The organism is Dyadobacter sp. 22481 (genome assembly GCF_052044875.1).
GTDB classification, from domain to species: domain Bacteria; phylum Bacteroidota; class Bacteroidia; order Cytophagales; family Spirosomataceae; genus Dyadobacter; species Dyadobacter endophyticus.
In genome coordinates, this window is sequence record NZ_JBQENV010000001.1 from 2,116,932 (window position 1) to 2,132,946 (window position 16,015).

Here is a 16,015-nt window from a genome sequence, read left to right on the forward strand (position 1 = left end):
GGACTTTGATGCATATATTTCCACCGGCGGTCCGGGCAATCCCGCCCCTGTCGGTGAGGCCTGGGAAAAGAAATTCTTTGGCTTCCTGGACAAAATACTGGCTTACAATACCAAACGGCAAAATCGGGTTAAGAAGCATCTGTTCCTCATCTGCCATTCATTTCAAATGGCCTGCATCCACTGGAACCTGGCGGCTGTGAGTAAGCGACGCAAAACGTCGTTCGGGACGTTTCCGGTCCATAAGACATCGATGGGCCGCAAAGATCCGCTTTTAGGCGCGCTGAGCGATCCTTTCTGGATAGTGGATTCCCGTGATTTTCAGGTTACCCAGCCAAATCAATATGCATTCGACGGTTTAGGGGCCAAATTGCTTTGCCTGGAAAAGATACGTCCCCACGTGCGGCTAGAACGCGCCGTGATGGCCATCCGGTTCTCCAACGAGGTTGTGGGTACACAGTTTCACCCGGAAGCCGATGCAGAAGGGATGCTCCGTTATTTTTTGAAAGAAGACAAAAAGGAAGCTATTATCAAAGCGCACGGTGAACAGAAATACAATGATATGATCGCACATTTGAACGACCCCGACAAGATTTCATTGACCGAGGCTGTCATTATCCCAACATTTCTGAAAAACGCATTCACAAAACGTTCCAGCCAGCCTATGCATAAGCAAGCCCGGGAAGCGTTCAACAACTCCTTCACGGAGGAAGGCTACGAGCAATTCGTATCGTCACTTAGTTCTGCGTTTCCCGGCCACCTGGATTTCAGGGTTGCAGAAACGCCTGTTTTTGTACCCAAAGAACTGGCTGAAAGGATTTCCCGAGCCTCTGATGAAATTATTAACACATTAATATCACCTGACTTCCGTGCAAAAACCGATCGTGCCGTCGCTTCCAGCCAGGATGTGCCCGGTGAAAATGCACATACCTCGTTCCTGGCGATCGACTATGCGATTTGCAGGAATGCTGCCGGCGAACTTGTCCCGCAGCTTATCGAATTACAGGGCTTCCCATCCATATTCGGATATCAGGCATTATTGTCCGAGACATTCAGGAAGTTTTTTGATATACAGGAAAACTTCGGTTACCTCTTGGGTACAAATTCCTTTGATGAATATGTGTCAACACTAAAAGCTTTGATCCTCGGTGATGAGCAACCGGAGAATGTAATCCTGCTTGAAATCTTTCCCGAAAAACAGAAAACGCGGATCGATTTTGCGGTAACCGAGCAAATGCTGGGCGTTAAAGCGGTTTGTTATACTAAACTGATCCGTGAAGGAAGGCAATTATTCTATGAAAAAGACGGCCGGAAAATACAGGTCAATCGTATCTACAACCGACTCATTTTCGACGATCTCCTCAATTATCCCGATTTGCAAACCAGCTACCATTTCACCGATGACGTAGATGTGCAATGGGTGGGGCATCCGAATTGGTTTTTCCGGATCAGTAAATTCGCTATGCCATTTCTCAATGGGGAATTTGTCCCCGAAACCCGTTTTTTGAGCGATTATGGAGGTAGCTTTCCTGACAACCTTCAAAATTATGTATTGAAACCCCTCTTCTCTTTCGCCGGCTCGGGCGTACAGCTGCACCTCACAAAAGCGGATCTGGAAGCCATTGCCGACCCGGAAAATTATATATTGCAGCGAAAAGTTGTCTACGAACCCGTGATCCAGGCACCCGACGGCCTCGTCAAATGCGAGATCCGCATGATGTACGGTTGGCCCGACGACGCCGAAAAACCCGAACTGCTGATCAGTCTCAGCCGGTTAAGTCGCGGCGAAATGATCGGCGTGCGTTACAACAAGGATTTCACCTGGGTAGGCGGCAGCGCCAGTTTTTTTGAACAATAGAATGCATATTTCACATCGCCAGTACTTTTTCGACCATCTGGCGCAAACTTCCGATTTTCCGCTTGCCCTTGAAATTGAAAAGGCCGAGGGCGTTTATATGTACGGTCCGGACGGCAAGTCCTATATGGACCTTATTTCCGGCATCGGCGTCAGCAACGTCGGCCACCGGCACCCGCAGGTACTCGCCGCCATCCATGCGCAACTCGACAAGCACATGCACCTGCTCGTGTACGGGGAGTACGTGCAAAGCGCGCAGGTGCAGCTTGCACGGGCATTGACTGAAACCCTGCATTTCGAAGCCCCGCACCCCTCTCCTTTCGGCCTCGTCGATAATGTGTATTTCACCAACTCGGGTACCGAGGCAGTGGAAGGTGCGATGAAACTTGCGAAACGGTTTACCAAACGGCGTGAATTTATTTCCTGCTATAATGCTTACCATGGAGCTACACAAGGCGCATTGAGCCTTGCAGGGGCCGAGTTTTTCAAACGAAATTTCCGTCCGCTGCTACCGGGAGTAAAGCACATCCGGCACGGCTATTTGCCCGACCTGGAAAAAGTTACGGAAGAGACGGCCGCTGTGGTCATTGAAGTAGTCGGAGGTGAGTCGGGTGTGCGTGTGCCTGAGGCGGGTTATCTGGTCGCGTTGCGCGAGAAATGCACGCAAACGGGTACTTTGCTGATACTGGATGAAATTCAGACCGGTTTTGGACGGACGGGAAGCTTCTGGGCATTTGAACAATACGGAATCTATCCGGATATTTTGTTAAGCGCGAAAGGAATGGGCGGCGGCATGCCGATCGGTGCATTTATGGCTTCGCGGAAGATCATGAAAGTTTTGAAAACCAACCCAATCCTGGGCCACATCACTACTTTTGGCGGGCATCCGGTTAGCTGCGCGGCATCGCTGGCAGCATTGCGCGTAACAATCGACGAGCAACTTCCCGCAGCCGCGGTTACCAAAGGAGCGCTATTCAAATCATTATTAATTCACCCGGAAATCAAAGAAATCCGCGGAAAAGGCCTTATGCTTGCAGCCGAAATGGAATCCTTCGATAAACTAAAGACTACCATCGACCGATGCATTGCGCTGGGCGTGGTCACGGACTGGTTCCTGTTCTGCGACAATTCCATGCGCATTGCACCTCCGCTGACCATCACAGAAACCCAAATCCGCGAGGCTTGTACAATCATTCTCAACGTCCTGAATTCTTGAACCATATGACCTATTCCATTCAAAATAACCATCTAAAAATCTCCGTGCAGGAAACCGGCGCCGAACTTTGCCAGATCCAGTCGACCATAACCGGTAAGGATTTTCTCTGGAATGCCGATCCCGCCGTTTGGGGCAGCTATGCACCGGTACTTTTCCCGGTGATCGGCGCCATAAAAAATGGGTTTGTAAAATATAAAGGCGGTGATTACGCCGTACCCCGCCATGGAATGGTGCGCAATAACGCAAATGTAAAACTAACCCATCAAACAGCTGACAGCCTTACATTTACCTTAAAATTCAGCAAAGAGACGCTTGCCATTTACCCTTTTGAATTTGAATTTCAGATTACTTACCGCCTCGACGGCAAGAAGGTTTTCGTCGACCATAAGGTTATCAATCACGGCAGTTCCGAAATGCTTTTCTCTCTCGGCGGTCACCCGGCATTTAAATGCCCGTTGCATGACGACGAGACTTATGAAGACTACTATCTTGAATTCGAGGCCATCGAAAACGACTCTACTTGGCTCCTCGAAAAGAACGGCCTCGTTGGAAACACAACCAAACCGGTTCTTGAACATACCAATGTATTGCATTTGAACCAGCACCTGTTCGATAAGGATGCATTAATTTTCAAGCACTTAATCTCAAAACAGGTAAGTCTGAGAAGTACTAAATCGGGGCAGGTAGTGACGGTATATTATAAAGATTTCCCTTACCTGGGCATCTGGGCGAAACCCGGCGGTCATTTCGTGTGCATCGAGCCATGGCTAGGCATCGCCGACAGCGACGACTCGGATCAGAATTTTGAGACCAAGGAAGGGATATTGAAGCTGGAAGCTGGCGGGACTTTCGAGGCCAGTTTTACCATTGAGATTAACGAGTAGCGGCCGGCAACGCTTATAATTTACCTGGTCGTCAAATCATCCCTATAGGATTCAGGTGGAGGGCATAAAAAAGCCCCGAAAATTCCGGGGCTTTTAACTCTTTCAGAAATCAGCGATCATCAAACGGTCGCTTCGATCTGTGCATTCAATTTATCTTCAAGGGTTGTTTTTGGAACAACGCCTACTACTTTATCTACCAGCTGGCCGCCTTTGAAAATCATCAGCGTAGGGATACTACGGATACCGAATTTTGCAGGTACCGACGAGTTCATATCCACATCCATTTTACCGATAACAGCTTTGCCGTCATATTCACCTGCGAGTTGCTCCACAACCGGTCCGATCATTTTACAAGGCCCGCACCACTCTGCCCAAAAGTCAACAAGTACTGGTTTGTCGCCCTGGATCAGTTCGTCGAAGGTGCTATCGGTAATTTCAAGTGCTTTTCCCATGTTTTAAGTGTCTAAATGTTATTTATCAATCTGCGTTAATAAGGAATATTAATATCTAAAAGTTCCTCGTTTAAACCAATACAAATCAGTTTAAGGAGAAATTCACACCATGGAAGCCCCTTAGCACCTTAAACAGCTCACTACTAGGCGCTACGCGGTAACCACGTGACAACATTTCCACTTCCAGATGTGTCTCCGGATCCTTCACGGTCATGCTTACCTGACATCCTCCGGGGTGGCTTCCGAAGGTCTCATTAAGCACATGAATGAACTGTGCGTCGATCTGATCCAGCGTAAGGTTGATCCTAATTTTCCTGCACATTTTCTCCATGATTTCAGGCAACAGTTGGATCTGTGAGATCTTGAATTCAAACTGGTCTTCCTGCTTCCAACGGTTTTGAACTTTTCCTTTGATATAAAGGAATTGGCCCACCTGCAGGTAATTCTTGAACCGGATATAATCCTCCCCACCGATCAGCATTTCCATCGCTCCCTGGTAATCTTCAATTTTGAAAATCATGAAAAGGCTACCGTTTTTCGACATCCTTTCCTGCGCACTGGTGACAATACCGCCAACATTGATTTCCTTTCCATAAAACCGCGGCGCACGCTCACCCTCATGGATTTCCAATACTTTCCCGACTGTGCAACTGCAAAAATTGTCCAGCTCGGTCCGGAAAGTGTCCAGCGGGTGACCTGAAATATAGAAGCCTACCACCTCCTGCTCATACCGTAGCTTCGCCAGATCGTCCCATTCGCCCACGTCGGCAGCTTTGGGTTTAGCGAGCGTAGAGCCGCTATCACCCAGCATGCCGAACAGTGATGCTTGTGCGGATGATTTTTCGGCGTGATAATTGTTGGCGTAGCGGATCAGCTTTTCGATAAAAGTACCTGTCTCACCCGTCTCCACAGCAAAATATTGAGCTCTATGATATTCCGGGAAACAGTCGAACGCCCCTGCATAGGCAAGGCTTTCCAATGTTTTTTTGTTGACCGTGCGAAGATTGACACGAGTCATAAAATCGAAAACATCTTTAAAAGGCCCGTTGTTTGTGCGTTCTTCGATAATCGACTCGACCGCTGCGTCGCCACTTCCTTTTACGCCTGCGAGCCCGAAACGAATCTCTCTTTTCTTGTTTACACCAAACTGACGCTCCGATTCATTGATATCGGGCCCCAAAACGGTAATACCTAAGTTTTTACATTCTTCCATGAAGAACGTGATCTTGTCGATACTGCCCAGCGAGCTGGTCAATACCGCCGCCATGTATTCCGACTGGTAATGCGCCTTCAGATAAGCCGTTTGATAAGCCACGAAAGCATAGCAGGTCGAGTGGGATTTATTGAATGCGTACGATGCAAATGCCTCCCAGTCGGTCCAGATCTTTTCCAGCTTCTTCGCGTCGAGGCCCTTTTCGGTGCCACCTTTCATGAAGTCGCCTTTCAACTTGTTCAGCGTCTCTATTTGCTTCTTACCCATCGCCTTCCGCAGGGTATCCGCCTGACCTTTCGTAAAGCCTGCCAGCTTCTGCGACAAAAGCATTACCTGCTCCTGATAAACCGTAATCCCATAGGTATCAGCCAGATACTCCTCCAATTCCGGCAAATCGTAGGTCACTTCTTCTTGTCCGTTTTTCCTGCGGATGAAGTTAGGAATGTAGGCGATCGGCCCTGGGCGGTACAATGCGTTCATCGCGATCAGGTGCTCGAAACGGTCAGGGATGAGGTCGCGCATGTACTTCTTCATCCCGTCGGATTCGAACTGGAATATGGCGTTGGTCTCGCCACGCTGGAACAGCTCAAAAACCTTGGGGTCGTCCAGCGGCACGTCATCAATGACAATATCCACCCCGTGGTTATTCTTGATCATCCGAAGAGCTTCCTTAATGATCGAAAGGTTTCGAAGCCCCAAAAAGTCCATCTTGATAACGCCGGCGTCCTCGATGATTTTCCCCTGGTATTGGGTAATCAAAAAGTCGGAGTCCTTCGATGTACTTACCGGAATAATCTCTGTCAAATCGCTCGGTGCGATGATAATACCAGCGGCGTGGATACCTGTGTTCCGTACCGTTCCTTCCAGTCGTCGGGCTTCCTGCAAAACACTGGCCTGCAAATCATTACCCAATGCAATAGCCCGCATCCGCTTCACATTCTCCAATTCGTCGGGTGAAATACCTTCCTTTTTCATCAGGCTGCCCTCCCCTTCCAATGGCGCTGTGAAAATGCGGTTGAGCGTCATATTATAAGTAGGCTTGTCGGGAACAAGCTTCGCGAGCATATTCGCATCCGGCAGTGGCAGGTCCATTACGCGCGCCACGTCCTTGATCGCCGATTTGGCGGCCATCGTACCATAAGTCACGATCTGCGCAACCTGGTTGTAGCCATATTTTTTAACCACATAATCAATCACCTTCTGACGGCCATCGTCGTCGAAGTCGGTATCGATATCGGGCATGGAGATACGGTCGGGGTTGAGGAAACGCTCAAAAAGAAGATCGTACTTCACGGGGTCGATGTTCGTGATACCGATCGCATAAGCCACCGCGGAGCCTGCCGCCGAACCACGGCCCGGCCCGATGAATACACCCATTTTGCGCCCCGCATCGATAAAGTCCGCTACAATCAGGAAGTAGCCGGGGAAACCCATGTTACGGATCGTTTGCAGTTCGAAGTTGAGCCGCTCCTCGATCTCCGGCGTTACCACCTCATATTTCTTTCTCGCTCCTTCGAATGTCAGGTGTCGCAGGTATTCCCATTGGTTCAGAACATCGGCGGTAAGCTCCTTTTTGCCCACCATTTCCGATAAAGTATGCGTCTTGAACTCGTCGGGGATCGGGAAGTTAGGGAGCAGAATATCTTTCCTCAGATCGAGCGTTTTGATTTTGTCTACAATCTCGTTGGTATTGTCCAGCGACTCGGGCAGGTCGTTGAACAGTTGCAGCATTTCACTCGTTTTTTTGAAATAGAACTGATCGTTATAGAATGCGAAGCGCGAGCCTTTCGGAATACCTTTATCATCGTCAAAATCCTTGGCCGAGGGCGTGCTCTGTTTATCACCGGTATTGATACACAGCAAGATATCGTGCGCATTCCAGTCCTCTTGATCAACATAATGCGAGTCGTTCGAACAGATGATCTTCACATTGTATTTCCTCGCAAACTTGATAAGCACCTCGTTTACAATATACTGATCACGAATATCGTGGCGCTGTAATTCGACATAAAAATCCTCGCCGAAGAGGTCCAGCCACCAGCGAAATTCCTTTTCCGCAGCCTCTTCTCCCTGGCGAATAATCGTTTTCGGGATCATCGCACCGATACAGCATGTCGTGGCGATCAACCCTTTGTGGTATTTCACGATCAGCTCCTTGTCGATCCGCGGATATTTACCGTACATGCCCTCCATGAACCCCAGGGAGCACATTTTTACGAGATTTTTGTAGCCTATCTCATCCTTTGCAAGCAGCAACTGGTGGAAGCGGACGTCCTTTTTATCCTTGGTAAACTGCCGCACATGCCGGTCTTCCACCACATAAAACTCGCAACCGACGATCGGCTTGATGCCCTGCTTGTTCCCCTCGGCCACAAACTCGAACACTCCGAACATATTACCGTGGTCGGTAATGGCGACGGCGGGCATATTGTCCTCCTTGGCCTTTTTGAAAAGCTTTTTGATATCGGCCGCACCGTCAAGCAGCGAGAACTGTGTATGGCAGTGCAAATGTGAAAATTGCATATTAACTGGGTTGTAATAGGTCTTGCGGCTTACAGCTCTTCCGCCTCTTGGTACAATACATAATTCATATAATCGGTAAAGGGTTTCAGCAATTGAATGCCTTTCAAAACCAGGTTACCGAAGTCTTTGGAAGCCACCTCTTTATCGGTATAGCGGTGCATAAAAAACAGTTGTTTGCGTTTCAGCAACTCAATTTCCGGGTGATCTTTGGAATAACCCTTAGGAACCGTTTTCAGGCTTTCGCCGTGGATTTCAGGAAAATAGTCATGAAATTCCTTTTCTTCAATGATCGTTTTGAGCTCATCCGCATTGTAATCGATCTCCTGGCGGAAGCGTGCCAGTTGCTCGGTCGTCACCTCCCACATTCCCCCGCCGAGGAACGTCTGGTCGCCCGGCTGAATTTGCAGGTAATAATCGATTTTGCCTGAACTCTTCCCGCCCGGACCGATGCCCGCAGCCAGGTTGTTCTTGTAAGGAGCTTTATTTTTAGAAAAACGGACGTCGCGGTAAATCCGCAGCATGCAATCCTTTACCTGTACATTTCCGAGGTCCTCAAACTTCCCCACCTCGCCGATCAGGTACCCGACCAGCTTCTCCATATCCGCCTTCGCGGCCTCAAAATGTTTCTTGTTTTCCTGAAACCACTCCCTGTTATTGTTTTCGGCTAATTGACTGAGAAAGTGCAGCGTTTTAGAATCCATGTCGTGTTGGTGAAGGTATAAAATTCAAATTTACTACGTTTTCTGGTTCAATTTACCGAATTTTGAAGCCTTAGCATCAAATTTAAAGACGATTAATGGCCAGAATCCTAACAGGCATTCAAAGCAGCGGGCGACCTCACCTGGGTAACATCCTGGGAGCCATCAAACCTGCGATCGAACTCTCCAAAAATCCGCAGAACGAATCTTTTTTCTTTATCGCCGACCTGCATTCGCTCACTACGCTGAAAAACGGCGTGGAACGTGCCGAATACGTCCGCGCAATCGCAGCCACCTGGCTCGCATTCGGATTCGATTATCAAAAAAATGTATTCTGGCGCCAGTCCCGGGTACAGGAGCATACCGAGCTTAGCTGGTACCTGAACTGCTTCACCCCGTTTCCGATGCTGGCAAATGCCACCTCTTTTAAGGACAAATCGGAGAAACTGGCTGATGTGAATGCGGGACTTTTCACCTATCCCGTATTACAAGCGGCTGACATTCTGCTATATAATGCCAACATTATCCCGGTAGGCAAAGATCAGAAACAGCACCTGGAAATGAGCAAAGACATTGCCCACCGTTTCAATATTCTGGCGGGTGAGGATATTCTGGTGCTGCCGGAGCCGCAAATCGACGAGCGCATTATGACCATCCCCGGCCTCGACGGACAGAAAATGAGCAAGTCGTATCATAATTACATCGATATTTTCCTGCCGGAAAACGAGTTGAAAAAGATCACGAAAAAGATCCTTTCCGACTCGAAACAGCTCGAAGAACCCAAAGATCCCGACAACGACATTACATTCCAGCTTTACAGCCTGGTAGCCAGCCAGGCCGAGGTGGAAACCATGCGCCAGAATTACCTGAATGGCGGCTATGGGTACGGGCACGCAAAACAGGCGCTTTTTGAGTGCTTTTTGGAGGTTTTCGCTGAGCCACGCCGCATTTTCAATTATTACATGGAAAACACCGAAGAGCTGGAAGGCATTCTCGTGGAAGGCGAAGCGAAAGCCCGCGAAATTGCGCAGGATACGATCGGTAAGGTGAGAAAAGTGCTCGGCTTCAGTTCATGACGGATGCGGTACATAGCATAGTCCGCGCCGATCAGGAGCTGTTTTTATGGCTGAATGGCCTACACACGCCCTGGCTCGATTCGGTGATGAACTGCATTACCTACAAATACACCTGGATCCCGCTCTATATTTTGCTCATCGCACTGACGATCCGCGCAGAAGGCTGGAAAAAGGGGGGATTGATCGTCATCGCGGTTGTATTGGCCGTTGCAGCCGCCGACAAGATCACTTCCGGGTTAATGAAGCCCTATTTCCTAAGGTTACGGCCCTGCCATGACCCATCGATCCGGATTGTAATGCACCACGTCACCGATTGCGGCGGCATGTACGGTTTCGCCTCTTCGCATGCGTCGACAAGTTTCGCGCTGGCCATTGCCTGGTTCAGTTTGCTGCGCCGGAAGGTGCCGCAAATGGTTTTTTTGTTCCTGTGGGCGGTCGTTTATGCGTATAGTCGCGTATATGTAGGTGTGCATTATCCGCTTGATATTCTCGTTGGAGCGCTGGTTGGATTGCTCGTCGGGTACAGCTTTGTGCAGCTTTATTATATTTTTTTAAAAAGATACTATCATAGTTAACTCGTTTTTGTTAATTTTGCGCAAATTTTAGTTTGGCCATGGGTTCATTCAATACAGTAAAAATATTTTCGGGGAGTCAGTCCGAATATTTGGCCAAAGATATTGCCAGGTATTATGGTAAGGAACTGGGAGGCTACACGTTGCGCAAATTCAGCGACGGCGAATTGTCCCCTAGTTTCGAGGAGTCGATCAGGGGTTGCGATGTTTTCCTCATCCAATCCACCTTCCCTCCTGCCGATAACCTGATGGAGTTGCTGCTGATGGTGGATGCGGCCCGTCGTGCTTCGGCGCATTACGTGACGGTAGTGATCCCCTATTTCGGCTACGCACGCCAGGACAGGAAAGATAAGCCACGCGTGGCTATCGCAGCGAAAGTCGTTGCCAATCTCCTCACAGCAGTAGGAGTCGACCGCGTGATGACCATAGATTTACATGCCGGACAGATCCAGGGCTTTCTAGACCTGCCTGTCGACCACCTCGAAGGAACCTCGATTTTTGTTCCCTATATCAAATCCCTGAAACTTAAAAACCTCCTGATCGCATCTCCTGACGTGGGTGGCGCTGCCCGGGCACGGAATTTTGCCAAATTCCTGAATGCGGACATGATCCTTTGCGACAAGCACAGGAAACGTGCCAATGAAATCGCGAGTATGCAGGTGATCGGAGACGTGGAAGGGATGGATGTAGTGCTGGTAGACGACCTGATCGATACGGGCGGGACGCTTTGCAAGGCAGCCGAGATTATCATGGAAAAGGGGGCTTCGTCCGTTCGGGCGATCAGCACACACGCGATCATGTCGGGCAAGGCGCATGAAAATATTGCCAATTCGGTGCTGCAAGAGTTGATTGTAACAGATACTATCCCTCTTAAGCAACAGAATGAAAAAATCCGCGTACTGTCAGTTGCAGAAATTTTTGCAAAGGCAATAGGCAGGATCCGCGATCACGAATCTATTAGTTCATTGTTTATAAATAATCAGTAAATTTTCTTTTATTTAACTTATAGTAAAAAAATCTTATGAAAAGTATTGAGATTGTAGGGTTTAAAAGAGCGAATCTCGGCAAGGTGGAATCACAGAACTTGCGCGCTCAAGGTTATGTTCCATCTGTGCTGTACGGAGGTGACGAACAAGTGCATTTCTATGCACCAACAATGTTGTTCCGTGAATTGCTTTTCACACCGGATATTTTTAACGTTACACTGAACATCGAAGGTACAGAGTACAATGCGATTCTTCAGGAAACACAATACCACCCTGTAAACGATGCGTTGATCCATGCGGATTTTCTGCAAATCATTCCCGGAAAGGAAATTAAAGTTGAAGTTCCTGTTAAATTGACAGGCACATCAAGCGGGGTTATGAAAGGTGGTAAAATGAACCAAAAATTGCGTAAATTGCGCGTACAAGGTCTTGCGGAAAACATCCCTGACTATGTAAATGTTGACGTAACTGAACTGGATTTAGGAAAATCTGTGAAGGTTGGTGCACTGAAAGCTGAAAATTTTGTTATATTGACAGCGGCAAGCAACCCGATCGCATCAGTTGAAATCCCACGTGCGCTTCGCGGTACACTTGGTAAGTAAGTATTTTATTTTTCATGGCTAATAGATGCAAACGTGCCGACCATTGGTCGGCATATTTGTTTATAGCCAGTTTCGGATTTGTTCAACCAGTACTTCATTGATCCGGACATAACTTTCATGGGTCCAGCCGCCGATATGCGGCGTGAGCACCACGCGATCCGAAGCCCGCAGGTCGTCAAACACTTCCTGCTGTTCGGCGGTCAGCTTTGCGATCTTTTCGTTTTCCAGCACATCCAGGCACGCACCTTTGATTTTGCCGCTTTCCAAAGCTTCGGTTACCGCCTTTAATTTTACGACTTCACCTCTGGATAAATTCAACAAATAAAATGGCTTGGTAAAAGCGCGAATAAATTCTTCATTTACGAGGTAGCGCGTAATGTCGGTCAATGGAATATGCAGGCTGAGAATGTCGGCCTCACGCTGAATTTCTTCCATGGATGATTCCACGGCGAACGCGTCGCCATAATGATCACGGTACTTGTCATACGCGAGCACTTTGCAGCCGAAACCACTGAGGCGTTTCGCGGTAGCAGAGCCATTATTTCCGTAACCGATCAGCCCGACGGTTTTACCCATCAGTTCCACTCCCCTATTGCCTTCTCGGTCCCAGACGCCGTTGCGCACCTGCTGGTCGGCGCGCAGGATGTTGTTAAACAAGGCCAGCAGCATGCCTAATGCGTGTTCCGCGACGGCGTCGCGGTTACCTGTACCCGCATGAAACACTTCGATATTCCGCTCTCTGGCCACTTCAAGGTCAATGAGGTCGAGACCAGCACCGGCGCGCGCGATAAAACGCAGATTTCGCGCATTTTCGAGCATTTCGCGATCAAGGAAGGTCTTGCTTCGGATCACGAGCCCGTCGTAGCGGGGCAATGCATTTTTTATGTCTTCTCTTTTGTATTCAGGATGGTAATCATACTCCCACTTTTGCTCATCCAGCATCCCGAATAGTGAGGTATGCATGGAGTCTGCGATCAGGATTTTCATAGTAGCACAGGATTTTTTGTAACTTGCCGGTTGAACCGTTCGGCAAAAGTAATACAGAATTACGCAGGAGAACACATACAACAGCATTTACCTACATGAGCGAACAACAGAGTGATAAACCGGTAATCGGGATCACAATCGGCGATTATAACGGCATTGGCCCGGAAGTAATCCTTAAAGCATTAGAAGGGAACCAGTTATCTAAATTGTGCACACCAATCATCTACGGCTCCCTGAGAGTATTGAACCAATATCGCAACCTGCTTGAAATGAAAGACTGGAACCTGCACGGCATCCAGAAGCCCGAGCAGGTCAACCATAAACTCACCAACGTAATCACCTGCTGGCACGACCATCAGACGGAAATAGAGCCCGGAAAGATCACCGCGGAAGCCGGCCAGGGTTCCTTTGCCTCCTTAAAGCGGGCAGTTGAAGACTTGAAAGAGGGAAAAATACAGGCACTCGTCACCGGCCCTATCAATAAAGACAACATTCAGAGTGAAGATTTCAAATTCCCCGGCCATACAGAATTCCTGGCCGAGGCATTCGGAAAGGACGACGCGCTCATGTTCATGGTAGCTGGCGACTTACGTGTAGGTGTGCTTACCGGCCATATGCCATTGCAAAACGTCCGTGAACACATTACGGCTGAAAAACTTGCCGCCAAGATCGAGCAGATATTACAATCATTGAAAGGGGATTTCGGTATAAAAAAACCTAAACTAGCTGTATTGGGCCTAAACCCCCACGCGGGCGAGAACGGTTTGCTCGGATCTGAGGAAATCGAAATCATTCAGCCGGTAATCAAGCAGTTCAAAGAAAAGGGCCATCTCGTGGTAGGCCCATTCCCCGCCGACGGCTTCTTCGCAGCAGGCACTTACCGCCAGTACGATGCCGTGCTCGCCATGTATCACGATCAGGGGCTTATTCCATTCAAAACATTGGCATTCAACGAGGGTGTGAATTTCACCGCAGGACTTTCGGCCGTCCGCACCTCGCCCGACCACGGAACTGCCTACAACATCGCAGGAAAAAACCTTGCAGAACCCGGTTCATTGCTTCAAGCGCTGTACCTGGCCTGCGACATATCGAGGTTCCGCATTTTCAATGCCGATATGGAAAAAAATGCATTGATCTCCAAACCACAACCATCCGAAAGCCAGCACCCGGCCAAGTCGGGGGGGAAGCAGCGGTTCAATTAAGGCCAGACTTAGACCATGGATCGCCGACCATGGTCCAAGTCTGATACGCATTAACAAATGACAACGAAAACATGGCCTATCGTCCATCGTTCATGGCCAGTTGCCGAAAGGCAACCCAAATCCGCGGTCGGCGGTCGGTGGTCAAAATCAAAAAATTGCAACAACCCGTTCCTAACCAGAACCAAAGCACATCCTTATGTTAAAATCAATGACCGGGTACGGTGTATCCAACATCGAATCCGAATCGATCAATGTCACGGTGGAAATCAAGACATTGAACTCCAAATTCCTGGATATTTATTGCCGCATACCGCGCAACTTCTCCGAAAGGGAAATAGAAATCCGTAACCTCATTACCCAGTCGCTCGAACGCGGCAAGGTTGAATTTACCCTCTCAGTCCAGCCGGTAGGGAAGACGGTAGCATCGACGTCGGTGAACCGCGCACTTGTGAGTGCCTATTACCAGGATTTGACGGATACTGCCACCGGGTTGGGATTTGCACCCGACGGGACCGAACTGCTCCGCATCGCGCTGCAATTGCCCAATGCCTACAACAACGAGACGGTAGACGATACCAGCAAGGAAGACGACTGGTCGCAGATCAAGGTGGCAGTACTGGAAGCGCTCCGCAAATGTTCCGTTTTCCGTGAACAGGAAGGCCGCATGACCGCCGAAAAATTTGTCGAATACATCAATACGATTCAGGATCTGCTCGACCAGGTGGCCGAACAGGACAAAGCCCGGATTCCGGCCGTCCGCGAGCGACTCGAAAAACAGGTCAGGGAACTGCTAACCGACGATAATTTCGATCCTAACCGTTTTGAGCAAGAGCTGATCTACTATGTTGAGAAATTCGACATTTCGGAAGAAAAGATCCGTTTGGCCAACCACCTTACCTATTTTCTCGAAACGATGAAAGACTCGGAAAGCAACGGCAAGAAGCTCAATTTCATCGCTCAGGAAATCGGACGGGAGATCAACACCATCGGCTCGAAGGCCAACGACGCTACGATCCAGCATCTGGTTGTACGCATGAAGGACGAGCTCGAAAAGATTAAGGAGCAAACGATGAACATTATCTGATGCCCGGAGAGAAGCTTCCTCTTTCCTTCTTCTCCGTCTATGATACCCGCACCCTAGCGCAAAAATTGCTGGGCTGCGAATTCGTACACGAAAGCCCCGACGGCCTCACGAGCGGCATTATCGTTGAAACGGAAGCCTATCTACAAGACGACCCCGCCTGCCACGCATTCAACCGGCGTACCGTGCGGACAGAGCCGATGTACGCTATCGCGGGTACGGTGTATGTATACCTCATTTATGGCATGTACCAGTGTTTCAACATCGTCAGCAACGCGGAAGGCATCGGGGAAGCGGTGCTGATCCGCGCGTTGCAACCCACCGCAGGCATCGAATTGATGGAACTGCGACGGAGTGTCCGGCCCGGGAAGACACTGGATACCCTGTCGACGGCTAAAATTAAGCTCAAAGACCTTTGCAGCGGCCCCGGCAAACTCGTGCGTGCAATGGGTATCGAACGGGACTTGCATAATGCTACATTGCTTTCTGGCAACGTCCTATATCTGCGAGCACCAGTATCGGTCCCCGAGACCATTGTCGCCGGTCCGCGTGTGGGGATCAACGTCGGGCGCGAGCTTCCTTACAGATATTACATAAAAGACAATATTTTTGTAAGTAAAGGTTAATGGGGCACGTCTTATTAAACGAACCTTCGACAACCCACTACGCCC

At 49.1% G+C, this 16,015-nt stretch carries 14 protein-coding genes; 10 read left to right on the forward strand and 4 right to left on the reverse strand.

The window, feature by feature from the left end; all coding sequences use genetic code 11:
• The first annotated feature begins 661 nt into the window (after window positions 1–661).
• The 3 genes from ACTJJJ_RS08265 to ACTJJJ_RS08275 are packed head-to-tail and all read left to right on the forward strand — an operon-like array spanning window position 662 to window position 3,952.
• Window positions 662–1,855, forward strand: coding sequence for a hypothetical protein (locus ACTJJJ_RS08265; RefSeq protein WP_426294143.1), 1,194 nt, complete (start codon window positions 662–664; stop codon window positions 1,853–1,855).
• A 1-nt stretch (window position 1,856) separates the two neighbouring features.
• Window positions 1,857–3,068 carry an aspartate aminotransferase family protein gene (locus tag ACTJJJ_RS08270; RefSeq protein WP_188928702.1) on the forward strand — a complete coding sequence of 404 codons (1,212 nt, stop codon included), beginning with the start codon at window positions 1,857–1,859 and terminating at the stop codon, window positions 3,066–3,068.
• 5 nt (window positions 3,069–3,073) lie between these two features.
• The gene (locus tag ACTJJJ_RS08275) at window positions 3,074–3,952 is read left to right on the forward strand and encodes an aldose 1-epimerase family protein (RefSeq protein ID WP_426294142.1); all 879 of its coding nucleotides are present in this window, start codon (window positions 3,074–3,076) and stop codon (window positions 3,950–3,952) included.
• Window positions 3,953–4,071: 119 nt separating this feature from the next.
• On the opposite strand, the gene trxA is transcribed toward ACTJJJ_RS08275, so the two are convergent.
• The 3 genes from trxA to ACTJJJ_RS08290 form a co-directional block, all read right to left on the reverse strand.
• Window positions 4,072–4,404, reverse strand: a complete 333-nt coding sequence (trxA, locus tag ACTJJJ_RS08280) for a thioredoxin (protein WP_090157505.1) — start codon at window positions 4,402–4,404, stop codon at window positions 4,072–4,074.
• Window positions 4,405–4,489: 85 nt separating this feature from the next.
• Window positions 4,490–8,140 (reverse strand): DNA polymerase III subunit alpha, encoded by a 3,651-nt coding sequence (gene dnaE / locus ACTJJJ_RS08285; RefSeq protein WP_188928698.1) that lies wholly within the window; start codon window positions 8,138–8,140, stop codon window positions 4,490–4,492.
• Between the two features lie 29 nt (window positions 8,141–8,169).
• Window positions 8,170–8,841 carry a DUF2461 domain-containing protein gene (locus ACTJJJ_RS08290; RefSeq protein ID WP_188928696.1) on the reverse strand — a complete coding sequence of 224 codons (672 nt, stop codon included), beginning with the start codon at window positions 8,839–8,841 and terminating at the stop codon, window positions 8,170–8,172.
• Between the two features lie 95 nt (window positions 8,842–8,936).
• Here ACTJJJ_RS08290 and trpS point away from each other — a divergent pair, with 95 nt between their 5' ends.
• From trpS to ACTJJJ_RS08310, 4 genes are read left to right on the forward strand one after another with little or no spacing between them, the layout of a single operon-like run.
• Complete coding sequence (trpS, locus tag ACTJJJ_RS08295) at window positions 8,937–9,914, forward strand: tryptophan--tRNA ligase (RefSeq protein WP_188928694.1); 978 nt, start codon at window positions 8,937–8,939, stop codon at window positions 9,912–9,914.
• A complete protein-coding gene (locus tag ACTJJJ_RS08300; protein WP_426294141.1) occupies window positions 9,911–10,489 on the forward strand; it encodes a phosphatase PAP2 family protein in 579 nt (192 codons plus the stop codon). The genes trpS and ACTJJJ_RS08300 overlap by 4 nt, the downstream gene beginning before the upstream one ends.
• Window positions 10,490–10,527: 38 nt before the next feature.
• Window positions 10,528–11,472 (forward strand): ribose-phosphate pyrophosphokinase, encoded by a 945-nt coding sequence (locus ACTJJJ_RS08305; protein WP_188928690.1) that lies wholly within the window; start codon window positions 10,528–10,530, stop codon window positions 11,470–11,472.
• 35 nt (window positions 11,473–11,507) lie between these two features.
• Window positions 11,508–12,074 (forward strand): 50S ribosomal protein L25/general stress protein Ctc, encoded by a 567-nt coding sequence (locus ACTJJJ_RS08310; protein ID WP_188928687.1) that lies wholly within the window; start codon window positions 11,508–11,510, stop codon window positions 12,072–12,074.
• A gap of 60 nt (window positions 12,075–12,134) precedes the next feature.
• On the opposite strand, the gene ACTJJJ_RS08315 is transcribed toward ACTJJJ_RS08310, so the two are convergent.
• Entirely contained in the window at window positions 12,135–13,148 is a 1,014-nt protein-coding gene (locus ACTJJJ_RS08315; RefSeq protein ID WP_188928685.1) for a 2-hydroxyacid dehydrogenase, read from the reverse strand.
• 8 nt (window positions 13,149–13,156) lie between these two features.
• Here ACTJJJ_RS08315 and pdxA point away from each other — a divergent pair, with 8 nt between their 5' ends.
• The 3 genes from pdxA (at window position 13,157) to ACTJJJ_RS08330 (ending at window position 15,970) form a co-directional block, all read left to right on the forward strand.
• Complete coding sequence (pdxA, locus tag ACTJJJ_RS08320) at window positions 13,157–14,263, forward strand: 4-hydroxythreonine-4-phosphate dehydrogenase PdxA (RefSeq protein ID WP_188928683.1); 1,107 nt, start codon at window positions 13,157–13,159, stop codon at window positions 14,261–14,263.
• 196 nt (window positions 14,264–14,459) lie between these two features.
• Window positions 14,460–15,347 carry a YicC/YloC family endoribonuclease gene (locus ACTJJJ_RS08325; RefSeq protein WP_188928682.1) on the forward strand — a complete coding sequence of 296 codons (888 nt, stop codon included), beginning with the start codon at window positions 14,460–14,462 and terminating at the stop codon, window positions 15,345–15,347.
• Window positions 15,347–15,970 (forward strand): DNA-3-methyladenine glycosylase, encoded by a 624-nt coding sequence (locus ACTJJJ_RS08330; RefSeq protein ID WP_426294140.1) that lies wholly within the window; start codon window positions 15,347–15,349, stop codon window positions 15,968–15,970. The genes ACTJJJ_RS08325 and ACTJJJ_RS08330 overlap by 1 nt, the downstream gene beginning before the upstream one ends.
• Window positions 15,971–16,015: the final 45 nt, after the last annotated feature.

Excerpts from the sequence above, each read along its gene's own strand:
- ACTJJJ_RS08310 (WP_188928687.1), top strand. The coding sequence starts at position 11,508 with ATGAAAAGTATTGAGATTGTAGGGTTTAAAAGAGCGAATCTCGGCAAG.
- ACTJJJ_RS08270 (WP_188928702.1), top strand. The coding sequence starts at position 1,857 with ATGCATATTTCACATCGCCAGTACTTTTTCGACCATCTGGCGCAAACT.
- ACTJJJ_RS08330 (WP_426294140.1), top strand. The coding sequence starts at position 15,347 with ATGCCCGGAGAGAAGCTTCCTCTTTCCTTCTTCTCCGTCTATGATACC.
- trpS (WP_188928694.1), top strand. The coding sequence starts at position 8,937 with ATGGCCAGAATCCTAACAGGCATTCAAAGCAGCGGGCGACCTCACCTG.
- trxA (WP_090157505.1), bottom strand. The coding sequence starts at position 4,404 with ATGGGAAAAGCACTTGAAATTACCGATAGCACCTTCGACGAACTGATC.
- ACTJJJ_RS08275 (WP_426294142.1), top strand. The coding sequence starts at position 3,074 with ATGACCTATTCCATTCAAAATAACCATCTAAAAATCTCCGTGCAGGAA.
- ACTJJJ_RS08300 (WP_426294141.1), top strand. The coding sequence starts at position 9,911 with ATGACGGATGCGGTACATAGCATAGTCCGCGCCGATCAGGAGCTGTTT.
- ACTJJJ_RS08325 (WP_188928682.1), top strand. The coding sequence starts at position 14,460 with ATGTTAAAATCAATGACCGGGTACGGTGTATCCAACATCGAATCCGAA.
- ACTJJJ_RS08265 (WP_426294143.1), top strand. The coding sequence starts at position 662 with ATGCATAAGCAAGCCCGGGAAGCGTTCAACAACTCCTTCACGGAGGAA.
- pdxA (WP_188928683.1), top strand. The coding sequence starts at position 13,157 with ATGAGCGAACAACAGAGTGATAAACCGGTAATCGGGATCACAATCGGC.
- ACTJJJ_RS08315 (WP_188928685.1), bottom strand. The coding sequence starts at position 13,148 with ATGCTGTTGTATGTGTTCTCCTGCGTAATTCTGTATTACTTTTGCCGA.
- ACTJJJ_RS08290 (WP_188928696.1), bottom strand. The coding sequence starts at position 8,841 with ATGGATTCTAAAACGCTGCACTTTCTCAGTCAATTAGCCGAAAACAAT.
- ACTJJJ_RS08305 (WP_188928690.1), top strand. The coding sequence starts at position 10,528 with ATGGGTTCATTCAATACAGTAAAAATATTTTCGGGGAGTCAGTCCGAA.
- dnaE (WP_188928698.1), bottom strand. The coding sequence starts at position 8,140 with ATGCAATTTTCACATTTGCACTGCCATACACAGTTCTCGCTGCTTGAC.